Genomic DNA, 24359 nt, shown 5'->3' on the forward strand with positions numbered 1-24359 from the left:
GTCCCCGGCTACATGCGCATCAACAGACCGCCATCGACGGCAAGCTCGATACCGGTGATGTAGCTCGCAGCGTCGGAGAGCAGGAACAGGGCGGCGTTGGCCATGTCCTGCGGCGTACCGATGCGTCCGAGCGGTGTGTACTCGGCCACGGCCGAGCGCTTCTCCTCGGTGTCCCAGCGCGCTTGCAGCGGGGTCAGCGCCATGCCGGGGCAGATGGCGTTGGATCGGATGCGCTCGCCGGCAAGCTGCATGGCCAGCGATTTGGAGAGCGCGCAGACGCCTGCCTTCGAAGCCTGGTAGGCATCTTGCGGTTTCGGATCGCCGCGATACCACTGGATGGTGGAGAAATGCACCATGGCGCCGCCGCGCCCGCCGGCGCGCATATGCGGAACGACCGAGCGTGCGGTGTGCACGAATGATTTCAGGTTGATTCTGAAGACCTCGTCCCAGACGTCGAGGTCCATTTCGAGCGCCGACTTGTCGCGGCCGAACCAGAGCACGCCGGCAACATTGGCGAGATAGTCGATGCCACCGCGTGCGCGGCCCGCCGTGCCGACGACCTGCTCGACGAAGGCGGCGTCAGTGAGATCCCCTTGGGCAAAGGTCAGCCTGTCGTCATAGGCGGCCAGCGACGCTGGACGGGCCTTGACGTCGATGGCGGTGACGGACGCGCCGGCGCCGAGCAAAGCGAGTGCGATCGCCTCGCCCATGCCGCCGCCCGCGCCGGCGACGACCGCATGCCTGCCCGTGAAATCATAAACGATCATCAGAACCCCTCATCTACTTTCGCCAATGCGCGATGTCGGGACAATCATGACGCGCTTCCAGCCGCCGGGCAAGGAAAGCGCCTGCGGCGCGCATCAGCATGTCAGCCTGTGGCGCCACGGCAAGCCGGCCTTCGCTGCGAGGGGATCGAGAACGACCCCGCTCGAGGCACCGGTGACCTCGAACCTTGCCAATCTCGACAAGCCGAAACTGCCGCGCACGCTCAATGCCTCGATCGAAGCGTTCGCGACATCCGATTTCTGCGCCGAAGCGTGGTGAAGCTTTCCGCGACAATAGCGCCGAGCGCCAGCGCGTCCAGAACGCGGCGTTCGATGCCTGGCAGGCGTCGCACATCACCGACCTCGAATGGCAGCGCTATTTCGTCAGCTTACGACAAGCAGATCCGGCCGACTTTTGCCGGCCGGTCATTGCTCGTGTTCAGCCGCAGACGCGCACGTCCTCGACCACCTTGTGATGGTGACGCCAATGCACGACTGTCTCCATATGACAGCGGTGGTGGCGATGGTGGCGACGATACTCGCCATCGTTGTTGTTGTTATCATATTGCACGTTCTGGTCGTTGCCATACTGGTTGTCGTAATTCTGCCGGTGATGGCGGCGAACGATGATCTGGCCGTTATCGGATTGGTCGTCCGGTGAATACTGGTTGTTGCCGTCGGATTGGATAATCACGCTTGCGGCCTGCGTCGGCGCAATGACTGCTGCTGTGGCGGCCAATGCCACCATGGAAGCCAAGAATAACTTCTTCATGTTTCGTCCTCCTGCGTTTCAATCCGTATCAACTCTCAGAAAGAATTAGCGTTCCAAAATGAATCCAGAGCTTTTCGAAGCCATGCACGACAGACCGGGCCTATAGACGAACGAAGGCCGTCAGCGGCAGATGGTCGGAGGCGACGCGCGAAAGCGGCGTGTCGTGTGCTTCCACGGCTGCGATCATGCCGTGCCGGTTGGTCATGATCCTGTCGAGCGCCAGGAGCGGCAGGTTTGAGGGGAAGGTGGGGACCGCCGGTGGTTGCGGCCCGAACGTCGAATGCAGCGTGTTGAGCGCGGAGCGGTTGCCGAGCCGCCATTCGTTGAGGTCGCCAAGCAGGAGCGTCGGCTTCTCGTCGGCGCTGCTCATGATGTCCAGCACGACGCGGGCCTGTTGCGAGCGCGAATGGCGCAGCAGACCGAGATGGGCGGCGATGACGCGCAAGGTCCGGTTTCCGTCGAGGTCGATCTCCGCCACCACCGCGCCGCGCGGCTCCAGGCCCGGAAGCCTGATCTGATGCACGTCGCGGACGACGCCCTTCTTGAACAGGAGGACATTGCCGTGCCAGCCATGGCCCTTGCCGGTGGCTGAAATCGGCACCGGCACCAGGCCGGTTTCCCGCTCGAGGCGGGGCAGGTCGAGAAGTCCGTCACGGTCGCCGAAGCGGTTGTCAGCCTCCTGCAGGGCGATGACGTCCGGGTCGATTTCGCGGATGACGCGGCTGGTCCGTTCGGGATCGAATTTGCGGTCGACGCCGATGCATTTGTGGACGTTGTAGGAAGCGACCAGCGTTCCGGTGGTCGCGGTCGCCTTGTGCGCAGCGGCGTTTGCCTTCTGCATCCGCCTGTCGCGAATGGACAAAAGCATGGAGGCGGGGAGGCTGCGTTCGTTCATCCGCATCGCATGTTCGCCATTTCAGCCGCTGTCACCATGCACCTCAAATAGAGTCTTTGCGCCTATGTTCCATGATCGACGTCAAACTATCCGTGAAACACGTCGTTTTGTTAAACCCAAGGGCTTTTTCTAGAGATAGGGCGATCCCAGCCACAGGATACGGTCGAAAAGCCGGATGATGAACGGCCGGGCCCGCAAGGCGTCCAGCGTCACAGGGATAGCCGTTTCGATTGCTGATCCAATCCGGGCTTCGATCTCGCGGGCAAAGCCTGCGTCGAGGATCTCCAGATCGATCTCGAAATTCAACCGCAGCGATCGGGCGTCGAGGTTGGACGAGCCGACATAGGCCCACACGCCGTCGATCGAAAGCAGCTTGGAATGGTCGAATGGGCCCTCCGTTCGCCATATTCGGCAATAGTTCTTGAGGATCTGGTCGAATTGCGCGGTCATGGCGCGGTCGACAAGGAAGAGATTGTTCACCGCGGGCACCACGACATCGATCTCGACGCCGCGCCGGGCGGCGGTGATCAAGGCACTGATCAGTTCCCGGTCCGGCAGGAAATAGGGCGACATCAGGCGGATCGACTTGCGCGCAACCGAGAAGGCTCCGATCAGCAGCTTGTGGTTGGTCTCATTGCTGGCATCCGGCCCGGATGCGACCGCCCGTACCAGCATCGGCTGGCCGGCTGCCGGCGACAGCGGGGCAATTCGCCAGGCATCGCCCTTCAGCGCTTCGTTGGTGGAGAAACGCCAGTCTTCGGCGGCAACCGAGAACAGGTCGGCGACGACAGGTCCGGTGACCTTGAAATGCGTGTCCCTGGCGCTGTTCGATCCGGCGAACTCCTCGGAAAAGCCCTTGCGGATGTTCATGCCGCCGGTGAAGGCAACCGTGCCGTCGACCACCAGGATCTTCCTGTGGGTTCTCAGGTTGGCGTAGGGCAGGCGCAAGCCCATGACGATGTTGCCGTTGAAGACATCGGCGGTGATGTTGGCGCGGCGCAGATGGCCGAGGATGCTGGGGACGGAGTAACGGGCGCCGACGGCGTCGATCAGCACGCGAACGGTGACGCCGCGCCTCACGGCACCGGCCAGCGATTCGACGAAAAGCAGGCCGACGGCATCATTGTCGAAAATATAGGTCTCGAGCAGGACGCTGCGCTTGGCGCCATCGATCGCCGCGCACATGGCGGCATAGGCCTCGTCGCCGGTCTCCAGCACGTCGATGGCATTGCCCGGGTTGAGCGCGCGCCGCGCCACCCTGTCGCCCAGTGTCCGCAGGCCGGTGAAGCGCTGGCCGTAACGCTCGACGATCAGCGCCTTCTCGGCGGGGATGTCTCGCTCATGCTTGGCGGATACTGCGTCGCCGGCAAGCGGGCGCTGTGCTGTGATCGTGGCGCGGCGGATGCGGTTGATGCCGGCCACGGCATAGATCAGCACGCCAAGGATCGGCGACAGCACCATGACGCCGACCCAGCCGGTGGCGGCCCGCACATCCTCCTTGGTCATGACGGCGTGGGCGATGCCAACAGTCGCCATCACCACAGAGATGATCGCCAGGATTTGGGTCCAGTGACTCGCAATAGTCTCGTACATTGCCGGGACTATCCAGCGAGCGGCTGTAGAAGGCAATGCGGACGCGCCTTCGGCGGACGGAGGTCAGCGCTTCGGCTGAAGGTCCCTATTCCAGGCAGGATGAAATTTCCCTGTGATCACGCTTGGAAAAGCCAACATGACCCGAGGGAAAGCATAGAGACGGCGTGGCCCGGCATCGTCCGGTGCCGCCTTGGTGGTCCAACGCTTCTTGTACTTTGGTACCACATATACTGTATATCAGAGGGAACGAAAATGGCGATATAACACTTTGATCAGAGGCGGGGGAGGCGCCGAATGATGAGATTCAACTTCGAAGGGCCTCCTGTTGGGGAGGGGGACATGTCGGCCGAGTGCCAGCGCCAGTTGCTGCCTCTGGTCCGTGAGATCGTCCAGGCGGCGGTCGCGTCCGGTTGGAACCAGGACGATGTTCTTCTGGCTTTTGTGGAACTCACCTGGGATCTGTACGAGAAACGTCGCGGCGATTTGTAACCGCACACCTGCGTCATTGCTGTTGCCGATCTCGGTGGCAAACCAAGATGTCGGCCCGCGAAGGCCACGCCAAGCCCCTATGGTGGTGTACTAGAAACAGTGGAGAACGTGCAGCCGGTCATGCCAAGGCTCAGCGAAACTCTCGCATGGCGAGACTGGCGATGGGGCTGAAACAGAATGCTCGCCGACTTCCTGTATCGGTCGTTTTCTTTTCTTTTCCCGAATAAAAATTTTTCTTTGCGCGGGGGAGTTCTTCCCTAGCCGAGTTGTGTGCGTTACGCTGATTTCGGGTCGGGCATAAGGGGGATTTCAAGCGGCAGCAAGACGGCCGAGGCGATGCAATGAAAAATGCGGACGAGGCTCGGGAGAGCGGCGTTTCCCGGGGCGTCGATCGGACAGCCCGATATGTCCTGGACATCATTCCAGAAAGTGCCGGCCCCAGACGCGCCACGGCGCGCGGCAGCGTCATCCATTCCGTCCGCGGTCCCGGGTCGCAAACTTTCCTGGCCAAGGAACATTCCGCGGGAATTGTGCTGAGACCGGGACGCAAATTCAGAGCCTCGCTCGGCAGCGACAAGATCACCGAATACGATGCGCCGGTCGGATGCCTCATCATCAATCCCGCGGGGGTCGACAGCACCTTCGCCTGGTCGCAGACCAGGGAAAACGCCGTCGTCTCCATATCGCCGGAAGCGCTGTCGGAACTGGCCGCGCATGAGTCCGATCGCGCCGACGTGGATCTTGCGCCGCCTGCGTTCGGTACGGTCGATCTAAGGGCCCTCAATATAGCCCAGATGATCACCGCCGAGCTGACCGGGACGCTGCCGCCGAATGAGCTCTATCTGGATTCGCTGCTCACGGTGTTCGGCGTGCATTTGCTGCGCACCTACACGAGCCGCAGCAGGCAGGCCGTGTTGCCCAAAGGCGGGCTCTCCGCCATTGGTGCTCGGCGTGTGCGCGAATATCTCGACGAGAACTTCGTGCGAAAAGTCATGGTCGCCGAGCTGGCGTTGGTCGCGGGGGTTTCCCCCAATCATTTCATCGCAAGGTTCGCCAGCACGTTCGGCATGCCGCCGCATCGCTACCTGATCAACCTGCGCCTGGACTTCGCCGAAAAGCTGCTCGTTGACGGCGAGCTAGCAATCGCCGAAGTCGCCTACCTCGCAGGGTTTTCGGATCAGAGTCATCTGGCCGCAACCATGAAGAAATACAGGGGCAGAACACCGACCATGACCGCATATGCGCCAGGCAGAAACTGAAAGCTCGGGATGGCAAAGTGGCAACACCTGCCGTCCGATAATCCAAGACCGGAATTTCTTACAAAGCTTCCGGAGTTTTCCAAAATACGTCCGTCACCACTGTGCCCCAGGCATTACGGGAGTCATTCGAAATGGCATGGAGCCTGTGCATCATTCGCCATCTGGCCGGACTGATCGAATGAATCGGAGCGACAATGCAGCCACAGCTCGATCAATCACGAATTGTTTTTGGGGGGAACGGGGAGGGCGGTCTCGGGTTGAATTCCATCTGCGAAATATCAAGGGACCGAAAGATGCGGTCTGATGATGGCGCTCCGGGTTCGGCGTCCGGACCCAGTCCCACGCGACAGCCGGCGCTGAACGTAAAAGGCGGGCTTTCCGCCCGCAGCGCCCGCCGCGTGCAGGAATTTCTGGACGAGAATTTTACGCGGAAGCTCGCGCTTGCCGAGATGGCCGCAGTCTGCGGGCTTTCACCCTATCACTTCATGCGGGCCTTCTCGAGGACGTTCGGGATGCCGCCGCATCAATATGTCCTCGATCTGCGGCTGGACTTCGCGGAAAGGCTGCTTGCCGACAGCCGCATGGCGATCGCGGATATCGCCCACCTTGCTGGCTTTTCAAGCCAGAGCCATTTCACCACCGTCATGAAGAAATACCGGCAGGTGACGCCATTGCAGGCGCGGGTGGGCAAGCTTAACTCGAAGTTTAGATGAGGCGGATCTTACGTCATTCTTTGATTACTTGGTTTTAAAGCACTGGCTAAGGTAACGGGGCGTTAACCTCTGTCGGGTTGCTCAACTTTTTTCTCACATGGCAGCAATTTCGTGAAATACTGAAAGCAGGAATCATGTCTTTCTGCTGGTGAACGGAATTGTCAGACATTTCGTGCCGGCCAGCGGAGCGGCGACCATGACCGACAACCAGATTTCGAGCGGCCAGATTTCGAGCGGCTTGCTTGTTCAGCGTCGCGCGGCGTATTTCGCCGGGCAGTGGATCGCGGGGGCCGATCACGGCTCGCGCTCGGTTCGCCGCCGCCTGATGGCGGTGCTGAGGATGGCTCACCGTGTGCTTGGCATGCGCCGCAAGGGATCTGGGCTCGGCATGCTCGGCATGGGCAGGATTGTGGCCGCGGCGCTTGGTGTGATCGCACTCGGAGGCCTCGCCACGCCGGCGCTGGCGCAGTATGCGGCCGGTGGCGGCACGGCAAACACCGCCGGCTCGGTGGCGGTCGGTCCGTCCGCGACTACGAATGGACTGCGGGGTGTCGCGATTGGCTCTGGAGCAACTCAGGCCGGAATAGATTCGATCGCCCAAGGCACCAATGCCAGCGCCGGCAGCCAGAATGCCGTCGCGATCGGCTTTGGAACGATCGCCTCCGCGTTAAACTCCATCTATCTTGGCTCGCGGACAGCTGCTGGAACAGGTGCCACTGCCACGAGCGCCATCGGCATCGGTACGGATGTCACGGCATCCCAGGTCGACGCCATCGCGGTAGGACGTTCATCCGTTGCTTCGGCACAATACTCGGTGGCTCTCGGCCTGAACGCGAAAGCCACGGGCGCAGGCGGCGCGATGGCGCTGGGCCAAGGCACGGTCTCAAGCAGCGTCAATTCGGTCGCGCTCGGCGTCCAGGCTAGCGCCACCGGGGGCGGCGCCAACGCCTTGGGCACCTTCTCTGTTGCTTCGGGAGGGAATTCCACCGCAGTCGGTACCAGTTCGTCCGCCACCGGTGGCTTGTCATTCGCCGGAGGCTGGTCGGCCGTCGCCAGCGCGGACAGTGCCGTCGCCATAGGCAAGTCGGCCAATGCGGCAGGGCTGAACTCGACAGCGCTCGGCTCCAGCACCAATGCCTCGGCCGATTTCTCATTGGCGCTGGGTAACCAGGCTGTGTCGAGCGGAGTAGGCTCGATGGCAGCGGGCTCGGGGGCCCAAGCCACGGGCGTGTCCGCCACCGCACTTGGCAACAACGCCGCGGCGACCGCCGCGAACGCAAGCGCGCTGGGCCTGGGCGCCACTGCGGGCGGTGTAGACGGTACGGCGGTCGGCAAGCAAGCCAACGCGAGCGCACAAGACGCCATCGCCATGGGTACTACCTCAAAGGCAAGTGGCACTGCCAGCACAGCGGTTGGCAACGTCGCCGTCGCCAGCGGCGCAAACGCCTCCTCGTTCGGGTCGGGAGCAACTGCGGCAGGAGACAATTCTCTCGCTGCCGGCGTCAGCGCCAGCGCTGGTGGGGCAGGCAGTACCGCACTCGGCATCGGCGCCAATGCGTCGGCGACGAGCGCCATCGCTGTCGGCAACAATGCCAAGGCCAATTCTGCCGAAGCGGTCGCCATGGGCACCAATGCGGTGGCGACCGGCGGCAAGGCGGTGTCGATCGGCTCCGGCAACACCGCCTATGGTGACGGCGCGGTTTCCATCGGTGATCCCAGCTACGCCAGCGGCACTGGCGCTTTCACCGGCGGCGCCAACAACATCGCCAACAGCGACGGCACGGCAACCGCCACCGCCGCCAATCAGGCCGCGGGTGCTGTCGCCATCGGCAACAACAACAAGGCGATCGGGCAAGGCTCGGTGGCGCTGGGCAACGGCTCCACCGCGGGCGCGGCCGGCCTTGCGGGCAATGTCGCGCTGGGCAATGGCGCGACGGCGGCGGCAAGCTCGGGCGACGTGGCGCTCGGCTCGGGGTCGGTGACCGCTGTCGCGGTCGGCACCAGCGGCACGACGATCGGCGGCACGGCCTACAGCTTCGCCGGCACGACGCCGACCAGCACCGTCAGCGTCGGTAGCGGGACCAATCAGCGCACCATCACCAATGTTGCGGCAGGACGAATCGCGGGCAATTCGACCGATGCGATCAACGGCTCACAGCTGTTTGCGACCAATCAGGCATTGCAGTCGGCCATCGCCGGGGCGGCGTCGCATTATGTCAGCATCAATGATGGCGGCACGGCGACCGGGAACTACAGCAACAATGGCGCGACGGGCGCCCAGTCCGTGGCCATTGGCACCAATGCCGGCGCGACGGGCGGCCGCGCGATTGCGTCCGGCAGCAGCGCGAAAGCCCTGGGCGACTTCGCGTCGGCTTATGGCGATAATGCCAGCGCGACCACCGCGGGTACCGCCATCGGCGGAGGCACCAACGCCTCCAACCAGTTCGCCTTCGCCGGGGGGTTCCAATCCACGGCGTCCGGGGTTTCGTCCGCGGCACTGGGCCTGCACGCCAATGCGACCGCCGACAACGCGATCGCCATAGGCACGAGCACGACCGCCAACGCCGTCGATGCCGTCGCCATTGGCGATAGCTCGACCGCGACCGGCGCCACCTCGACGGCTCTCGGCAGCGGTGCCAGCGCGTCGGGTGGCCGGGCGATTGCGTCCGGCAGCGGGGCAAAAGCGCTGGGCAACTTCGCGTCGGCTTATGGCGACAACGCCAGCGCGACCACCGCGGGTACCGCCATAGGTGGAGGCACCAACGCCTCCAACCAGTTCGCCTTCGCCGGGGGGTTCCAATCCACGGCATCCGGGGTGTCATCCACGGCATTGGGTCTGCACGCCAATGCCAGCGCCGACAACGCGATCGCCATGGGCACGGACACGATCGCCAATTCCGCCGATGCCATTGCCATCGGCCACGGCTCGGCCGCGGCCGGCGGCAAGGCAACCGCGATCGGCGCCGGCAACACCGCTTACGGCGACGGCGCGGTGGCCATCGGCGATCCCAGCTATGCCAGCGGCACCGGCGCCTTCACCGGCGGCGCCAACAACATCGCCAACAGCGACGGCACGACCAGCGCCACCGCGGCCAATATGGCGGCGGGCGCTGTCGCCATCGGCAACAACAACAAGGCGATCGGGCAAGGCTCCGTGGCCCTGGGCAACGGCTCGACGGCGGGTGCCGCCGGTCTTGCCGGCAATGTCGCGCTGGGCGACGGCGCGACGGCGGCGACAAGCGCCGGCGACGTGGCATTGGGCTCGGGCTCTGTGACCACTGCAGCGGTCGGTACGGCAAGCGCTGTGATCAACGGCACGACCTACGCCTTCCAAGGCACCAATCCGACCTCGACGGTCAGCATCGGCGCACCCGGTGCGGAACGCACGCTCACCAATCTGGCGGCGGGGCGGATCAGCGCGCTGTCGACCGACGCGGTCAACGGCTCGCAGCTCTTCGCCACCAACCAGGCGGTCGATGCCATCGGCACCACGCTCAACAACATCAATGTCGGCGGCGGCATCAAGTATTTCCACGCCAATTCGACCTTGCCCGACTCCCAGGCGCTGGGCACCAATTCAGTCGCCGTCGGCCCGAATGCGGTGGCCAACAATGCCGGCGATGTGGCGATCGGCCTGAATTCGGCGTCGGGTGCGACGACCGCCGTTGGCGGCGCAACGATCGGCGGGGTGAACTACACCTTCGCCGGCACCACGCCGGCCGGAGCGTTCTCGGTCGGGTCGGCTGGAGCCGAGCGCCAGATCCAGAATGTTGCTGCCGGACAGCTGAACGGCGGCTCGACCGACGCGGTCAACGGCTCGCAGCTCTTCGCCACCAACCAGCAGGTCACGCAGAACACGACCGACATTGCTGCCAACACCGCCGACATTGCCAATATCGGCGGTTCCGTGACCAATCTCGGCAACACGATCAGCAACATCGCCGGCGATACCTCGACCGCCTATACCGACGCCAATGGCGTGGGCATCCGCTACGCCCGCACCAACGAGACGGGATTGGCGCAAACCGATTCCTTCGCGCAAGGGGTCGGCTCCACCGCCGTCGGCTACCAGGCGACCGCGACCGGCGTCAGCGGGCTGGCGCTTGGCCGCGACACGCTGGCCAGCATCGATGGCAGTGTGGCGCTCGGTTCCGGCTCGGTTTCCGATCGCGCCCTGGCTCCGGCCAGCGGCCAGATAGCGGCCGGTCCTTCCAACTTCATCCAGTACAACACCACCGACAAGACATTGCTCGGCGCCGTTTCGGTCGGCACGGCCACATCCTACCGCCAGATCACCAATGTGGCTGACGGCACGCAGGCGCAGGACGCGGTGACGGTCCGCCAGCTGCAGGGAGCGATCGCATCCGTCTCGGTGACGTCAACCAAGTATTTCCATGCCAATTCGGCGGCGGGCGACTCGCTTGCGGTCGGTGCGGAATCGGTTGCGGTCGGCCCGACGACGGTCGTCAACGGCGACAACGGCATCGGCATCGGCAACGGCGCCATCGTCGACCAGACCGCTCCCGGCGGAACGGCCATCGGCCAGAACGCGCATGTGATGCTGGCCGACGGCCTTGCACTCGGCACCAATTCGCTGGCGTCCGGCATCCAGTCGGTGGCGCTCGGCGCCGGCGCCCAGAGCACCTTCATCAACAGCGTCGCGCTCGGCGCGCAGTCCATCACCTCGGTCGGCGCTCAGACCGGCTATACGGCCTTTGGCCTCACTGCTCCGCAGACATCGGTCGGCGAAGTGTCGATCGGCGCAGCCGGGGCAGAACGCAAGCTCACCAATGTCGCGGCGGGTTCTGCCAACACTGATGGTGTCAACGTCTCCCAGTTGCGCGGCGTGTCGCAAAATATCAGCAACCTGTTTGGCGGCGGCACCACGGTCAATCCAGACGGCTCGATCACCGGTCCGACCTACACCATCCAGGGCAACAACTATTCGACCGTCTATGACGGCTTCACGGCCGTCAACAACGCGCTGACCAACATCTCGAATGGCGGCGGCATCAAGTATTTCCACGCCAATTCGACGCTGGCGGACTCCACAGCAAGCGGGACCGACAGCGTGGCGATCGGACCGGCGAGCGTGGCCAGCGGCACCAACAGCCTTGCCGCCGGCAATGGTTCCACTGCCACCGGCCAAGGCGCGGTGGCGCTCGGCCAGGGCGCCAAGGCCAACAACGCCAATGATGTGGCGCTGGGTTCGGGCGCGGTGTCGCAGGCCGCGGTCGGCACCTCCAGCACCGTCATCAACGGCAAGACCTACGCCTTCGCCGGCACCACCCCGGTCGGAACCGTCAGCGTAGGCGCTGCCGGCGCCGAACGGACGATCACCAATGTCGCCGCCGGACGGGTCAACGCCAACAGCACCGATGCGATAAACGGTTCGCAGCTCTACGCCACCAACACGGCGGTCGAGGATTTGAAATCGGGCCTCGGATCGCTCACCCAGAACGCGGTGACGTATGACACAAATCCGGACGGCAGCAAGAAGAACAGCATCACGCTGCAGGGCGGGGACGTGAACGCGCCGGTCGTCATCTCGAATGTCGGACCCGGGGTCAAGGGCAACGATGCGGTCAATGTCAACCAACTGAACCAGGGCCTGGCCACGAGTATCAACACGTCCAACACCTATACCGACAAGGTGGCCGCCACGACCTTGCAACAGGCCAACAACTACACCGACCAGAAGCTCAGCCAGCTCAACTCGGACCTGGGCGGCATACGCGACGAAGCCCGGCAGGCGGCGGCAATCGGGCTCGCCGCTGCCTCGCTGCGCTACGACGACCGGCCCGGAAAGCTGAGCGTTGCGGCGGGTGGCGGCTTCTGGCGGGATTCGAGCGCCTTGGCCTTCGGCGCCGGCTACACCAGCGAGGATGGCCGCATCCGCGGCAATGTGTCCGGCACTGCCGCGGGTGGGCATGTCGGCGTCGGCGCCGGCATCAGCTTCACCTTGAACTGAGGCGGGAATGAAAGGACTTGCCGCACTGACTTGCCTGGCGCTCTGCGGCGGCTTCGCGCCGGCCGCCGGGCAGGTTTCCGCGCCGGCTGCAGGACAGGTTTCCGCGCCATACAGGATCAAGCCGTCGGATGTGGTGCTGCCGCCCGACGTGAAGCTGGGGACCTATCAGCGCACCATCCGTCCGTTCGAGAATTGGACGCTGATCTGCGACGAGAACCTCAAGGCCCGCAAGAAGGTCTGCAACGTCTCGCAGGTCATCGAGGATGCGTCGGGCAAGATGGCGTTCAGCTGGTCGCTTGCCGCCACGCAGGACGGCAAGCCCTACATGATCCTGCGCACCGCACCGAACGCCCGAAGCGATGGGCTGGTGTCGCTGAAGTTCGATGGGCTGGGCCAGGCGATCGACGTTCACCTGAACGGCTGCAACGAAATGGTCTGTGTCGGCATGTTGCCGGTCGGGCCGGTCATGCGCCAGCAGATCTCAAAGAACGCGACGCCGGCGATCTCCTATCCGACCGTCGACGGCAAGACGATCACCGTGACCGCAGCAACACTCAAGGGGCTGACGGAGGCCCTTTCGCCAGTCAAATAACCGGGGCAGCACCATGAGCCAGCAGGACCAGTTCATATCCGCAAAACGCAGCAGCCCGACCGTCGAGGCGGATCGGCAGAGGCTGGTCGAACCCAAGCGGCGCTGGCCACGTGTCGTCGGATTCTCGCTGTTGGGGCTGGTCGTGGCGGGCCTTGGGTTCGCCGCCGGCAACTATGCCGCGATCGCCAATCTGGTCGGCAGCGCGACGGCCGCGCAGCCTGAGGCAGCCAACCCGGCGCTTCCGGACACGCCTTTCCTCGAGCATGTCAAGCAAGCCGGGGTGCAGGCCTGTTCGACCATCTATCCGGTACTCGGACAGATTTTGACGACCGGCACGAAATACAGCGTCAAATCCTTGTGGAACGACCAGGCCGCCGACAAGCATGCTGTCCAGGCCTTTGTCGGCATGGACTATGCGACGGAACGCTATAGCGGCCCTGCCGCCGGCGTCGTTTTCGCATCGCCCACGGCCTCGGGTTGCGAGGGGGCGATGGTGCGGGTGGCGCCATTCGCCAGCCCATGCGCCGACATCCCGTCCATCCTTCCGCAGGGCAGCAAGATCACCGACCATCTTGGCCAGGTCGAGGTGTACGAGCTCGGCGGCAACGCTGGTGAAGCCCTTCTGCTGCCGACGGGCAAAAGCTGCGTGGTGATCTCCGTCGCTACGGCGGCAAAGTAAGGCGAGTGGGATCAAGGAAAGGGGTGCCGACCATGAGATTCCGGGCTTTGGCAGTTTTGGGCTTGACCTTGTTGTGGAGCGGACAAGTCGTCTCGGCCGACCTGGTGGCGCCGTCGGAGCCGCAGCAGGAGGAAAAGGGTATCTGGGCGGCGATCGCCTATTCGCAGGCCGACAGCAAATACGGCTTCTTCTGGGGCGCCGACAAGCGGCAGGAGGCGAAGGACATCGCGCAGAAATATTGCGAGAACGCCGGTGGAAAGGCCTGCAACGTCGTCGCCGTCTTCCGCAACCATCGCCATTGGAACGATGACGACGAGACCGGCTTTCCCTACAAGCACTGCGGTGCGCTCGCCCTGGCCGACAAGGTCGAGAACCGTTTCACGCCCTGGGGCGTGAACTCGGCCGAGACCCGCCGGGAAGCCGAAGACCTCGCCTTGCAGGCCTGCCAGGCATCGGGAGAGAAATGCAAGGTCCGCGAGTGGGTCTGCACATGAAGCGTGCCTTCAAGGCGGCCTGCGCCTGCGGGGCAATCGCATTCTCGTTGATGTCGCCGGCAGCGGCGCAGCAACAGGTGGCGGCTGTTCCGGATGGCCCGTCGTCGCTGCGCGAAGTCTACCAGGACTGGAGCGTGGCTTGCTCCGTCCAGGACAATGCGAGGGTCTGCTCGCTTTCGCAGGACCAGGTCCAGAAGAACGGTCAAAGGCTGCTTGCCGTCGAGATACAGAGACGCGCGGACGGGTCGACGGTGGCTACCTTGCTTCTGCCCTTCGGCATCTTGCTTGATTCCGGCGTGACGCTCCAGATCGACGATCAGCCGCCCTCGTCCCCGCAGCGCTTCAGGACCTGCTTGCCAACGGGTTGCATCGCGGTGTTTTCCATTGACCGGTCGGTGCTTGGAAAGCTGAGGGGAGGCGAGGTGCTGAAGCTCAATGTCACGACAGACGCAGAGACGCCGCTGACATTCCCGGTGTCGCTGCACGGCCTGACCGCGGCGCTCGACCGCATGGTCGCGTTGAGCGCACGATGAGGAGGCGGGCGGCTGCCCTTGATGCCAGCCGCCGCCGGGTCTCGTGGAACGGTAGTGTGCCGAGGTCGTTTAGTCCCGGTGCAGCGGATCGTGATGATGAAGAAGACCTACGTCAAACCCACGCTTGTGAAACGCGAAAAACTGACTCGGCGCACCGCGCAAATCGTGGCGTCCGGGGTCATATTGGGTGAGTAATCCTAGCTTTTTTTCCTCATCGCGGGGTAGAAGTTCCGCGTGATCGTAAGCCTGAGGTCTTCACGGATGTCGCGGCTCGGCTCTCGATTGGTCGCCAACGATAAACGCCGCGCTGGCTTCGCTGACGATTGACACGTGATCCTTGGCCGCCTTGCCAGCGGCAGCGGCATCGCCGCGCAGGATCGCGGTGACAATGGCGTCATGCTCCTGCCAGGATTTGGCCAACCGACCGGCCAGCCTGAACTGGGCGCGGCGAAAGGGGGCGAGGCGACTGCGCGTCGTCGCGGTCAGCTCCTGGATGTGCGTGCTGTGGGCGCCGCGATAGAGCCGGCTGTGGAACTCGGTGTTGAAATATTCATAGTCTTCCTCGGCGCCCAGCCGCACCAGCCGCGCCGAGGCCTGGTGCTCGGTCTCGAGCGCGCGGCGTTCGCTGCCGGTCATGCGCTCGGCGCAGAAGCGCGCGCATATGCCTTCCAGCTCAGCCATGCTTTCGAACATCGAGGTGAGATGCTCCTGCGTGACGACGGCGACAATGGCGCCCCTGTTGGGCCGCCGCTCGACGAGACCCATGGCGCTGAGCTGGCCGAGCGCCTCGCGCACCGGCGTGCGTGAAACCTCGAAGCGGGCGGCAAGCGAGACCTCATCCAGTTTTTCGCCCGGACGCAGTACGCCGGTGACGATGCGGTCGCCGATCGCCCGCACCATCTGATCGACGGTCGTGCCCGACCGGATCAACCCGCGCTTTGCCGACAAATCTCGATCGCCTCCCATGCTTCGGCGTCCCAAGCCATGAAATCCTGCGGCCAAACGGCACGATCCCGACTCAGGGCCACACCCTCTATGCCTATGTTTTAATCTCCATGTCAAATTGGCTGTTTTCAAGGCAAAAAGTGTATGCAATTGCCTCTCACTTGTGCATGGCCCATTGCATCTATCCCTGATTTTATTGGTAAAATTTCTCCATATGAATTGGCACGGCGATTGCATGCACTTTCTTGAGAAGGCGTTAACCGACCCGGAAAAGGGTCCTACAGGGGAGCATTCACATGACTGACCGATTCATGCTTAGCCGCCGCCAGCTGCTCAAGACCTCCGCCGCCGGAGCGGCACTCGGGCTTGCCTCTGCGGCCTTTCCCGTCAGCAGGGCCTTTGCCGCCGCCGCCACCGTCGGCTTCATCTATGTCGGGCCGAAGGACGACTATGGCTACAACCAGGCGCATGCCGAAGGGGCGGCGACGCTGAAGGGCATCGAGGGCATCACCGTCGTCGAGGAGGAGAACGTGCCGGAGACGGTCGATGTCCAGAAGACGATGGAATCGATGATCAACCTCGACGGCGCCTCGCTGATCTTCCCGACCTCGTTCGGCTATTTCGACCCGCATATGCTGGCCATGTGCGCGAAATTCCCCGACGTGCAGTTCCGCCACTGCGGCGGCATGTGGGACAAGGCCAAGCATCCGATGAATGCCGGATCCTATTTCGGCTATATCGGCATGGGCCAGTATCTCAACGGCGTCGTCGCCGGCCACACCTCGAAGACCAAGAAGCTCGGCTTCGTCGCCGCCAAGCCGATCCCGCAGGTGCTGCTCAACATCAATTCCTTCCTGCTCGGCGCGCGCTCGGTCGATCCGAGCATCACTTGCCAGGTGATCTTCACCGGCGAGTGGTCGCTGGCGGTCAAGGAAGCGGAAGCCACCAACGCGCTGGTCGACCAGGGCGCCGACGTCATTACTTGCCATGTCGACAGCCCGAAAGTGGTGGTAGAGACGGCGGCCGGGCGCGGTGCCTTCGTCTGCGGCTATCACGCTAACCAGAGCCCGCTGGCGCCGGAAAAATATCTCACCGGCGCCGAGTGGAACTGGGCCAAGGTCTACAAGATGTTCGTCGACGATCTCGTCGCCGGCACGCCGTTGCCCAACTTCACGCGCGGTGGCCTGGCCAACGGCTTCGTCAAGATGAGCCCGCTCGGCCCCGCCGTCGGTGAACCGGCCCGCAAGCAGTTCGAGGCCACGCTGGCCGAAATGATGAAGGGCGGCTTCGCCGTCATCAAGGGTCCCCTGAAGAGCAACAAGGGCGTCGTCGTCGCCACCGCGGGCCAGGCCTTCGTCGAAACCGCCATCGAACTCGAAAGCATGGACTATCTGGTCGAGGGCGTCGTCGGCTCGACCGCGTGATCCGAGGGAGAACGGGGCGATGACGGATATGGTGACAGGAGCCGGTGTGCCGGCACTATTCGGCGCCAAGGGCTATCCGGCGGCGCTGGAATGGATCGCGCGGCGGGCGGAGGCTTTCGTCATTCCGCTCGTGGCGCTGATCGTCGGCATGGCTTTGTTCAGCCTGTTCATCGCGCTGGTCGGCAAGTCGCCGATCCTGCTCTACGAGACCATGTGGCGGGGTGGCTTCGGCTCCTGGTTCTCCATCCAGAACTCGCTGTCGCGGGCCGCACCGCTGCTTCTGGCGGCGCTGTGCGTAGCGCTGCCGGCGCGGCTTGGCCTCGTCGTCATCGGCGGCGAGGGCGCCATCGTGCTCGGGGGCGTCGGCGCCGCTGCGATCGGCGTGGCGCTCAGCGGCGCGCCTTCCCCAATCGTCATTCTTGCCATGGGCGTGGCGGGCATGGCCGCCGGCGGCATCTGGATCGGTGCCGTCGGCGCGCTTCGCCACTACCGGGCCGTCAACGAAACCATCTCCAGCCTGCTGATGGCATACATCGCCATCGCGCTGATGAACCAGCTGGTGGAAGGACCACTGCGCGATCCGGCCTCGCTCAACAAGCCGTCGACGCAGCCACTGGCGGGCATCTACCGCATCGGCAACATTCCGGGCATGGACGTGCATTGGGGGCTGGTGGTCGGCGTCGTTGCCTGCATCCTGTCCTGGGTGCTCATCGAAAAGACCCGCTGGGGCTTCGCCGCGCGCATCGCCGGCGGCAATGTGCGGGCCGCGCAGGTGCAGGGGCTGGCCGTCGGGCCGCTGATCGTTGGCTTCACGGCGCTCGCCGGTGGCTTTGCCGGGCTTGCCGGCATGCTGGAGGTCGCCGCCGTGCAAGGCAGCGCCAATGCCTCGCTCGCCGCCGGCTACGGCTATACCGGCATCCTCGTCGCCTTCCTGGCCCGTCACAACCCGCTGGCCATCATCCCGGTCGCCATCCTGCTCGGCGGCATCGACGCCTCCGGCGGGCTGATCCAGCGCCGCATGGACCTGCCCGACGCCACGGTGCTGGTGCTGCAAGGCATGATCTTCATCGTCATCCTGTTCAGCGAAACCTTTTACGGCCGCTTCAAGGCCTTCAATCCCGATCTTTGGAAGCGGCCCGATCTGTCGCGGGGGACTGCCTGATGGATGCGACCGAGATCGGCCTCTGGGGCGTGCCGCTGGCCATATTGGGCGGCGCCATCCGCGTGTCGACGCCGTTCATCTTCGTCTCGCTGGGCGAGGCGATCACCGAGCGGTCCGGCCGCATCAATCTCGGGCTCGAAGGCACGCTGGTCTTCGGCGCCATGACTGCCTATGCGGTGGCGGTGATGACCAACTCGCCCTGGCTCGGCCTGATTGCCGCGGCCTTCGCCGGCCTGTGCTTCGGCCTGTTCCACGGCTGGATCTGTAAATTCCGTGGGGTCAACGACATCGCCATCGGCATCGCGCTGATGCTGTTCGGCTCGGGCCTCGCCTTCTTCTTAGGCAAGCCGTTCATCAAGCCAAAGGCGCCCAACCTGCCGGCCATCCCATTCGGCAGCTGGTCCGATATTCCGCAGGTGCAGGCGGCACTCGACGTCAACGTGCTGTTCCTGATCGGCGCTGTGCTGTCGGTCATCCTGTGGTGGGCCTTCCGCAACACGCGCGCCGGGCTGATCGTGCGCGTCGTCGGCGACAGTTCGGATGCCGCACTCGCCATGGGCCTAAACCCAGATACGGTGCGGCTGCTCGCCACCGGCGTCGGCGGCGCACTGGCTGGCATCGGCGGCGCCTACCTGTCGCTCTACTATCCCGGCAGCTGGACCGAGCGCATCTCGTCGGGCCAGGGCCTGATGGCGGTGGCGCTGGTCATTTTCGCGCGCTGGAACCCGCTCGGCTGCTTTGCTGCTGCCCTTCTGTTCGGCGGGGCAGGGGCGCTCGGGCCGGCGCTGCAATCGGTCGGCGTCACGCAAGGCTACTATCTGTTCTACGCCGCGCCCTACATCCTCACCCTCATCATCATGATCGCCACCTCGTCGCCGACACGCTCGCTTGCGGGCGCGCCGGGCGAATTGTCGATCACCAAATGACTGGCACCAAATGACTGGAGTTTTGCCTGTGAACGCCAGAGCCGAATTCACCCAGCACACGATCAATGCCGAGCCTTATCCGTGGCCCTATAATGGTGACCTCAGACCCGACAACACGGCGCTGATCATCATCGACATGCAGACCGATTTCTGCGGGCCGGGCGGCTATGTCGACCATATGGGCTACGATCTGTCGCTGGTGCGGGCGCCGATCGAGCCGATCAAGGCGGTGCTCTCGGCGATGCGGGCCAAGGGCTACGCCATCATCCATACGCGCGAGGGGCATCGGCCGGATCTTGCCGACCTGCCGGCCAACAAGCGCTGGCGCTCGCGCCGTATCAATGCCGGCATCGGCGACCCCGGTCCGTGCGGGCGCATCCTGGTGCGCGGCGAGCCGGGCTGGGACATCATCCCCGACCTCTATCCGATCGAAGGCGAACCGATCATCGACAAGCCGGGCAAAGGCTCGTTCTGCGCCACCGATCTCGAGCTGATCCTCAACCAGCGCGGCATCCAGAATATCGTGCTCACCGGCATCACCACGGATGTCTGCGTGCACACCACCATGCGCGAGGCCAATGACCGTGGCTATGAATGCATGATGCTGGAGGATTGCTGCGGGGCGACCGATTACGGCAACCATCTGGCGGCGATCAAGATGATCAAGATGCAGGGCGGCGTCTTCGGCACGGTGTCGAATTCGAAGGCGCTCGTGGCGCAGCTGCCGTGAGGAGGCCGCGATGAGCGACAGGAAAGCGGTCGGCGTCGAAACCATCGCCATGTCCATGCGCTTCGGCGGCTTCACCGCCCTGGACGCGGCGTCGGTGAAGGTGCCGGCGGGCTCCTTCCACGCGCTGCTTGGCGAGAACGGCGCCGGCAAGTCGACGCTGGTCAAATGCATGATGGGTTTTTATCACCCGACCTCAGGCGACATTCTGGTCGATGGCCGCGAAGTGGCGATCGGCAGTCCGCGCGACGCCTCGGCGCTCGGGCTTGGCATGGTCTACCAGCACTTTACCCTCGTCCCCTCGCTGACCGGCGCGGAAAACCTCGTCATCTCACGCGAAAAGGTTCCCGGGATCATCGACTGGCGCAAGGAGCGCGGCGAGCTTGCCGTGTTCATGGAGCGCATGCCGTTCCAGCTGCCGCTCGACGTCAAGGTGGCGGAGCTCGCCGCCGGCGAGAAGCAGAAGCTCGAAATCATCAAGCAGCTCTATCTCGGCCGCTCCTTCCTGGTGCTGGATGAGCCAACCTCGGTGCTGACGCCCGGTGAAGCGCAGGAGGTGCTGGGCCTGGTGCGCGACATGACCAAAGCCGGTGACCTCACCGTGCTGATGATCTCGCACAAATTCCATGAGGTCACCGCCTTCGCCGACGATGTCAGTGTGTTGCGCAAGGGCAAGCTGACGGGAACCGGCCGCGTCGCCGACCTCGACCACAAGGCTATGGCGGCGATGATGATCGGCGACCAGCCGATCGCGGTGCTCGACAGCCGTGCGGCGCCGAAACCGGATGCCGAGATCGTGCTCAAGGTCAAATCGCTGAAGGCGCCGGACAGGACCGGGCTGAAGTCGATCCGCATCGAGGATCTCGGCGTGCGTTCGGGCGAGATCGTCGGCATCGCCGGCATTTCCGGCAACGGCCAGAAGGAATTTCTGGAAGTGCTGGCCGGCCAGCGGCCGCGCGACGCCGGCGAGGTGCTGGTGCGCGGCTCCGCCTATGCGGCGACGCGGACCGAGGCGCGCGCGCTCAACGTGCGGCTCATCCCCGAGGAGCCGCTGAAGAATGCCTGCGCGCCGAAAATGACAGTGGCCGAGAACATCTCCTTCCGCACCTTCGACATGGACGGCAACGGTCGGCCGGTGAGCTGGATCAGCACCAGCGCCATCCGCGCTTTCAGCGCCAGGCTGGTCGAGCAGTTCAAGGTCAAGACCGCCTCGCTGTCGTCGCCCATCGCCTCGCTGTCGGGCGGCAATGTGCAGCGCGCGGTACTGGCGCGCGAACTGACCGGCGAGGTCGACCTGCTGATCGTCTCCAACCCGTGCTTCGGCCTCGACTTCTCTGCGGTTGCCGAAATCCGCGCCCGCATCATGAAGGCGCGCAATGCGGGTGCGGCCGTGCTTCTCATGTCGGAAGACCTCGACGAGCTTTTGGAACTGTCGGATCGCATCTTCGTCATGTCGGATGGCGCGCTGGTCTATGAGACGCCGATCGCAGGGGCCAGTGTACAGACCATCGGCGAGCATATGGCGGGACATCACTGATGGCGGAAATCGATGCGCTGCCGTTTGCCTTTGCGTTCAAGCCCGACACGATGGCGCTCGTCGTGATCGACATGCAGCGCGATTTCGCCGAGCCGGGCGGCTTCGGCGCCAGCCTCGGCAACGATGTCAGCCGGGTCACGGCCATCGTGCCGACGGTGAAGAAGCTGATCGAAGGCTTCCGCGCCGCCGGCCTGCCGGTGATCCACACCATGGAGTGCCACCGCGCCGACCTGTCCGACCTGCCGCCGGCCAAGCGCAATCGCGGCAATCCGTCGATCCGCATCGGCGATGTCGGGCCGATGGGTCGCGTGCTGATCGTCGGCGAGCCGGGCACGGCGATCCTCGACAAACTCAAGCCGCTGCCCGGCGAAATCGTCATCGAGAAACCCGGCAAGGGAGCCTTCTATGCGACCAGCTTCGGTGACGAACTGAAGCGGCTCGGCGTCCAGCAACTGGTTTTCGCCGGCGTCACCACCGAAGTCTGCGTGCAGACGACGATGCGCGAGGCCAACGATCGCGGCTACGAATGCCTGCTCGCCGAAGACGCGACGGAAAGTTATTTCCCCGAGTTCAAGGTGGCGGCCATCGCCATGATCCGGGCGCAAGGCGCCATCGTCGGCTGGACAGCGACGACCGACCAGGTGCTGCAGGGACTTGCCCATGGCTAATCTGAGCTTTGCCGGCCTCGTCGGTGGCGGCTGGCGCGAGCTGGCGTTCGAGCCTTTTCGCGACGGCATCACGGTGCACTGGCTGCTCAAGGGCGGACCGGTCGAACCGTCGGTGGCGATCCTCGACTACCGGCCCGGCGCCGGCGTGCCGCGTCACCGCCATGTCGGGCTGGAAACCATCGTCGTGCTCGAGGGCAGGCAGAGCGACGAGAACGGCGACTATTCAGCCGGCAGCGTCATCCTGAACCCGGTCGGGACCGAGCATTCGGTGTGGACGAAGGACGGCTGCGTCGTGCTGATCCAGTGGGACCTGCCGGTGATCATTCTGGGAGAGGCGACATGAGCGAGATCCGCTTCGACATCGGCAGTCTGCACGCGGCCTATGCCAACGGTGTCGCTGTCGCCGACATGATCGATGCCGTGCATGAGCGCATCGCGGCGGCGGAGGATCCCGGCATCTTCATTCATCTCGCCGCCAAGGCGGACATGTTGGCGCAGACGCAAAAGCTCGGACCGTTCGATCCGGTGGGCAAGCCGCTGTGGGGCGTGCCGTTCGCGGTCAAGGACAACATCGACGTCGCCGGCATGCCGACGACCGCCGCTTGCGCCGAATATGCCTATGTGCCCGACAGGGACGCCACCGTGGTGGCGCGGTTGAAGGCCGCCGGCGCGCTGGTGGTGGGCAAGACCAATCTCGACCAGTTCGCCACCGGCCTGGTCGGCGTGCGCACGCCATACCCGATCCCGAGGAACGCCGTCGATGCCAGCCTCGTGCCGGGCGGCTCGTCGTCCGGCTCGGCGGTGGCGACGGCGCGCGGCATTGTCTCGTTCGCGCTTGGCACCGATACGGCAGGGTCCGGCCGCATCCCCGCCGGCCTCAACAACATCGTCGGGCTGAAGCCGACCGTCGGCGCGCTCTCGGCTGCCGGCGTCGTGCCGGCCTGCCGCACGCTCGACTGCATCTCGGTGTTCGCGCTCACCGTCGACGACGCCTATGCGGTCTTCGGCGTGGCCGCGGCCAAGGACCCGGCCGATGGCTATTCGCGCGCTGTGAAGGTGCCGGCGCTAGCCGCGCGCCCGCCTGTGCTGTGCGTCGGCGTACCGGCGAAGGCGGACCTGCAATTCTTCGGTGATGCCTCGATGCAGGCCGGCTTCGAGGCCGCTCATGGCCTTCTGGAAAAGCTAGGCTGCCGGCTGATGGAAATCCCGTTCAGCGATTTCTACGCCACCGCCAATCTGCTCTATGAAGGCGCCTGGGTGGCCGAACGCTATGCGGCGATCCGCGACTTCATGGATGCCAACGAAGCCGCCATGCATCCGGTGACGCGCAAGATCATTGGCGGTGCGCGCGGCCTGTCAGCGGCCGACGCTTTCAAGGGCCTCTACGCGCTGCAGGCCTACAAGGCGAAGCTCGCGCCGGTCATCGCTTCGGTCGACCTGTTCTGCGTGCCGACCGCGCCGACGCATTATGTGCTGGACGCCGTGCTCGCCGATCCGATCGTCACCAACAGCCGGCTCGGCACCTACACCAATTTCGTCAATCTGCTCGACATGTGCGGCATCGCCGTGCCGACCGGCAAGCGCGACGACGGGCTGCCGATGAGCGTAACCTTGCTGGCCATGGCGGGCAAGGACTGGCTGACCGCGGCCCTTGCTCGCGATATCCATGCGGCGAGTGGTCTTGTCCTCGGCGCAACCGGCTGGCCGCAGCCCAGCCTGCAGCCGGCCGCTGTCGCGCCCCGCGACGGTTTAATCGACCTGGTGGTGGTCGGCGCGCATCTGTCCGGCATGCCGCTCAACAGCCAGCTCAGCCAACTCGGTGCACAGTTCCTGCGCGCAACCAGGACGGCCGCCGCCTACAAGCTCTATGCGCTGGCCGGCCAGTCCGTGCCCAAGCCCGGCTTGATCAGGGTTGCCGATGGCGGCACGCGGATCGAGGTCGAGATCTGGCGGCTCGAGCCGGAGGCCTTCGGCCGTTTCGTCGCCGCTATTCCGCCGCCGCTCGGCATCGGCACGATAGAACTCGACGACGGCACCCCGGCCAAGGGTTTTCTGGTCGAAACCGCTGGCCTGGACGGTGCCCTCGACATCTCCTCATTCGGCGGCTGGCGCGGCTTTGTCGCACGCGGCAAAGACGTGGCCGACCAAAGCGATCAGCGACGGAATTGGCCCGCCGGCGTGCCTATCACCGCCGCCTAGCGCGTTACGATAAGCCG

22 protein-coding genes are annotated in these 24359 nt (G+C 64.5%); 17 read left to right on the forward strand and 5 right to left on the reverse strand.

The window, feature by feature from the left end; genetic code table 11:
* Positions 1-8 precede the first annotated feature (8 nt).
* Positions 9-767 carry an SDR family oxidoreductase gene (locus HGP13_RS10370; protein ID WP_172224846.1) on the reverse strand — a complete coding sequence of 253 codons (759 nt, stop codon included), beginning with the start codon at positions 765-767 and terminating at the stop codon, positions 9-11.
* 46 nt (positions 768-813) lie between these two features.
* On the opposite strand from HGP13_RS10370, the gene HGP13_RS10375 reads away from it, so the two are divergent.
* Positions 814-1044 carry a hypothetical protein gene (locus tag HGP13_RS10375; RefSeq protein ID WP_246707324.1) on the forward strand — a complete coding sequence of 77 codons (231 nt, stop codon included), beginning with the start codon at positions 814-816 and terminating at the stop codon, positions 1042-1044.
* A gap of 159 nt (positions 1045-1203) precedes the next feature.
* Here the strand turns inward: HGP13_RS10375 and HGP13_RS10380 are convergent, their stop codons facing one another.
* The 3 genes from HGP13_RS10380 to HGP13_RS10390 all read right to left on the reverse strand — a co-directional run bounded on the left by HGP13_RS10380 (position 1204) and on the right by HGP13_RS10390 (position 4024).
* Positions 1204-1536, reverse strand: a complete 333-nt coding sequence (locus HGP13_RS10380) for a hypothetical protein (protein WP_172224847.1) — start codon at positions 1534-1536, stop codon at positions 1204-1206.
* Positions 1537-1636: 100 nt separating this feature from the next.
* Positions 1637-2437, reverse strand: a complete 801-nt coding sequence (locus HGP13_RS10385; RefSeq protein WP_172224848.1) for an endonuclease/exonuclease/phosphatase family protein — start codon at positions 2435-2437, stop codon at positions 1637-1639.
* A 123-nt stretch (positions 2438-2560) separates the two neighbouring features.
* Positions 2561-4024: a phosphatidylserine/phosphatidylglycerophosphate/cardiolipin synthase family protein gene (locus HGP13_RS10390; protein WP_172224849.1), complete on the reverse strand. Its 1464-nt coding sequence runs from the start codon at positions 4022-4024 to the stop codon at positions 2561-2563.
* 294 nt (positions 4025-4318) lie between these two features.
* On the opposite strand from HGP13_RS10390, the gene HGP13_RS10395 reads away from it, so the two are divergent.
* The 8 genes from HGP13_RS10395 to HGP13_RS10430 all read left to right on the forward strand — a co-directional run bounded on the left by HGP13_RS10395 (position 4319) and on the right by HGP13_RS10430 (position 14754).
* Entirely contained in the window at positions 4319-4513 is a 195-nt protein-coding gene (locus tag HGP13_RS10395) for a hypothetical protein (RefSeq protein ID WP_172224850.1), read from the forward strand.
* Positions 4514-4854: 341 nt separating this feature from the next.
* Positions 4855-5772 carry an AraC family transcriptional regulator gene (locus HGP13_RS10400; protein ID WP_172224852.1) on the forward strand — a complete coding sequence of 306 codons (918 nt, stop codon included), beginning with the start codon at positions 4855-4857 and terminating at the stop codon, positions 5770-5772.
* Positions 5773-5966: 194 nt separating this feature from the next.
* The gene (locus HGP13_RS10405; RefSeq protein WP_172224854.1) at positions 5967-6485 is read left to right on the forward strand and encodes an AraC family transcriptional regulator; all 519 of its coding nucleotides are present in this window, start codon (positions 5967-5969) and stop codon (positions 6483-6485) included.
* 196 nt (positions 6486-6681) lie between these two features.
* Positions 6682-12456: a calcium-binding protein gene (locus HGP13_RS10410; RefSeq protein WP_172224856.1), complete on the forward strand. Its 5775-nt coding sequence runs from the start codon at positions 6682-6684 to the stop codon at positions 12454-12456.
* Positions 12457-12463: 7 nt separating this feature from the next.
* Positions 12464-13048, forward strand: coding sequence for an invasion associated locus B family protein (locus HGP13_RS10415; protein ID WP_172224858.1), 585 nt, complete (start codon positions 12464-12466; stop codon positions 13046-13048).
* 13 nt (positions 13049-13061) lie between these two features.
* Positions 13062-13727: a hypothetical protein gene (locus HGP13_RS10420; RefSeq protein WP_172224860.1), complete on the forward strand. Its 666-nt coding sequence runs from the start codon at positions 13062-13064 to the stop codon at positions 13725-13727.
* Positions 13728-13759: 32 nt separating this feature from the next.
* Positions 13760-14221, forward strand: coding sequence for a DUF4189 domain-containing protein (locus HGP13_RS10425; protein ID WP_172224862.1), 462 nt, complete (start codon positions 13760-13762; stop codon positions 14219-14221).
* Positions 14218-14754 carry an invasion associated locus B family protein gene (locus tag HGP13_RS10430; RefSeq protein ID WP_246707325.1) on the forward strand — a complete coding sequence of 179 codons (537 nt, stop codon included), beginning with the start codon at positions 14218-14220 and terminating at the stop codon, positions 14752-14754. Before HGP13_RS10425 ends, HGP13_RS10430 begins: the two co-directional genes overlap by 4 nt.
* Positions 14755-15009: 255 nt before the next feature.
* Here HGP13_RS10430 and HGP13_RS10435 read toward each other — a convergent pair whose 3' ends face one another.
* The gene (locus HGP13_RS10435) at positions 15010-15720 is read right to left on the reverse strand and encodes a GntR family transcriptional regulator (protein WP_172224866.1); all 711 of its coding nucleotides are present in this window, start codon (positions 15718-15720) and stop codon (positions 15010-15012) included.
* 275 nt (positions 15721-15995) lie between these two features.
* Here HGP13_RS10435 and HGP13_RS10440 point away from each other — a divergent pair, with 275 nt between their 5' ends.
* The 8 genes from HGP13_RS10440 to atzF are packed head-to-tail and all read left to right on the forward strand — an operon-like array spanning position 15996 to position 24342.
* Positions 15996-17123, forward strand: coding sequence for a BMP family ABC transporter substrate-binding protein (locus HGP13_RS10440; RefSeq protein ID WP_172224868.1), 1128 nt, complete (start codon positions 15996-15998; stop codon positions 17121-17123).
* 28 nt (positions 17124-17151) lie between these two features.
* The gene (locus HGP13_RS10445) at positions 17152-18285 is read left to right on the forward strand and encodes an ABC transporter permease (protein ID WP_246707438.1); all 1134 of its coding nucleotides are present in this window, start codon (positions 17152-17154) and stop codon (positions 18283-18285) included.
* A complete protein-coding gene (locus HGP13_RS10450) occupies positions 18285-19211 on the forward strand; it encodes an ABC transporter permease (RefSeq protein WP_172224877.1) in 927 nt (308 codons plus the stop codon). The genes HGP13_RS10445 and HGP13_RS10450 overlap by 1 nt, the downstream gene beginning before the upstream one ends.
* Before the next feature lie 10 nt (positions 19212-19221).
* Positions 19222-19941, forward strand: coding sequence for an isochorismatase family cysteine hydrolase (locus HGP13_RS10455; protein ID WP_172224882.1), 720 nt, complete (start codon positions 19222-19224; stop codon positions 19939-19941).
* 10 nt (positions 19942-19951) lie between these two features.
* Positions 19952-21475, forward strand: a complete 1524-nt coding sequence (locus HGP13_RS10460) for an ABC transporter ATP-binding protein (protein WP_172224885.1) — start codon at positions 19952-19954, stop codon at positions 21473-21475.
* Entirely contained in the window at positions 21475-22143 is a 669-nt protein-coding gene (locus tag HGP13_RS10465; protein WP_172224889.1) for an isochorismatase family cysteine hydrolase, read from the forward strand. Before HGP13_RS10460 ends, HGP13_RS10465 begins: the two co-directional genes overlap by 1 nt.
* Positions 22136-22486 (forward strand): cupin domain-containing protein, encoded by a 351-nt coding sequence (locus HGP13_RS10470; RefSeq protein WP_172224892.1) that lies wholly within the window; start codon positions 22136-22138, stop codon positions 22484-22486. Before HGP13_RS10465 ends, HGP13_RS10470 begins: the two co-directional genes overlap by 8 nt.
* Positions 22483-24342: an allophanate hydrolase gene (gene atzF / locus HGP13_RS10475; protein ID WP_172224895.1), complete on the forward strand. Its 1860-nt coding sequence runs from the start codon at positions 22483-22485 to the stop codon at positions 24340-24342. The genes HGP13_RS10470 and atzF overlap by 4 nt, the downstream gene beginning before the upstream one ends.
* Positions 24343-24359 lie beyond the last annotated feature (17 nt).

This window comes from Mesorhizobium sp. NZP2077 (assembly GCF_013170805.1).
Taxonomy (GTDB): Bacteria; Pseudomonadota; Alphaproteobacteria; order Rhizobiales; family Rhizobiaceae; genus Mesorhizobium.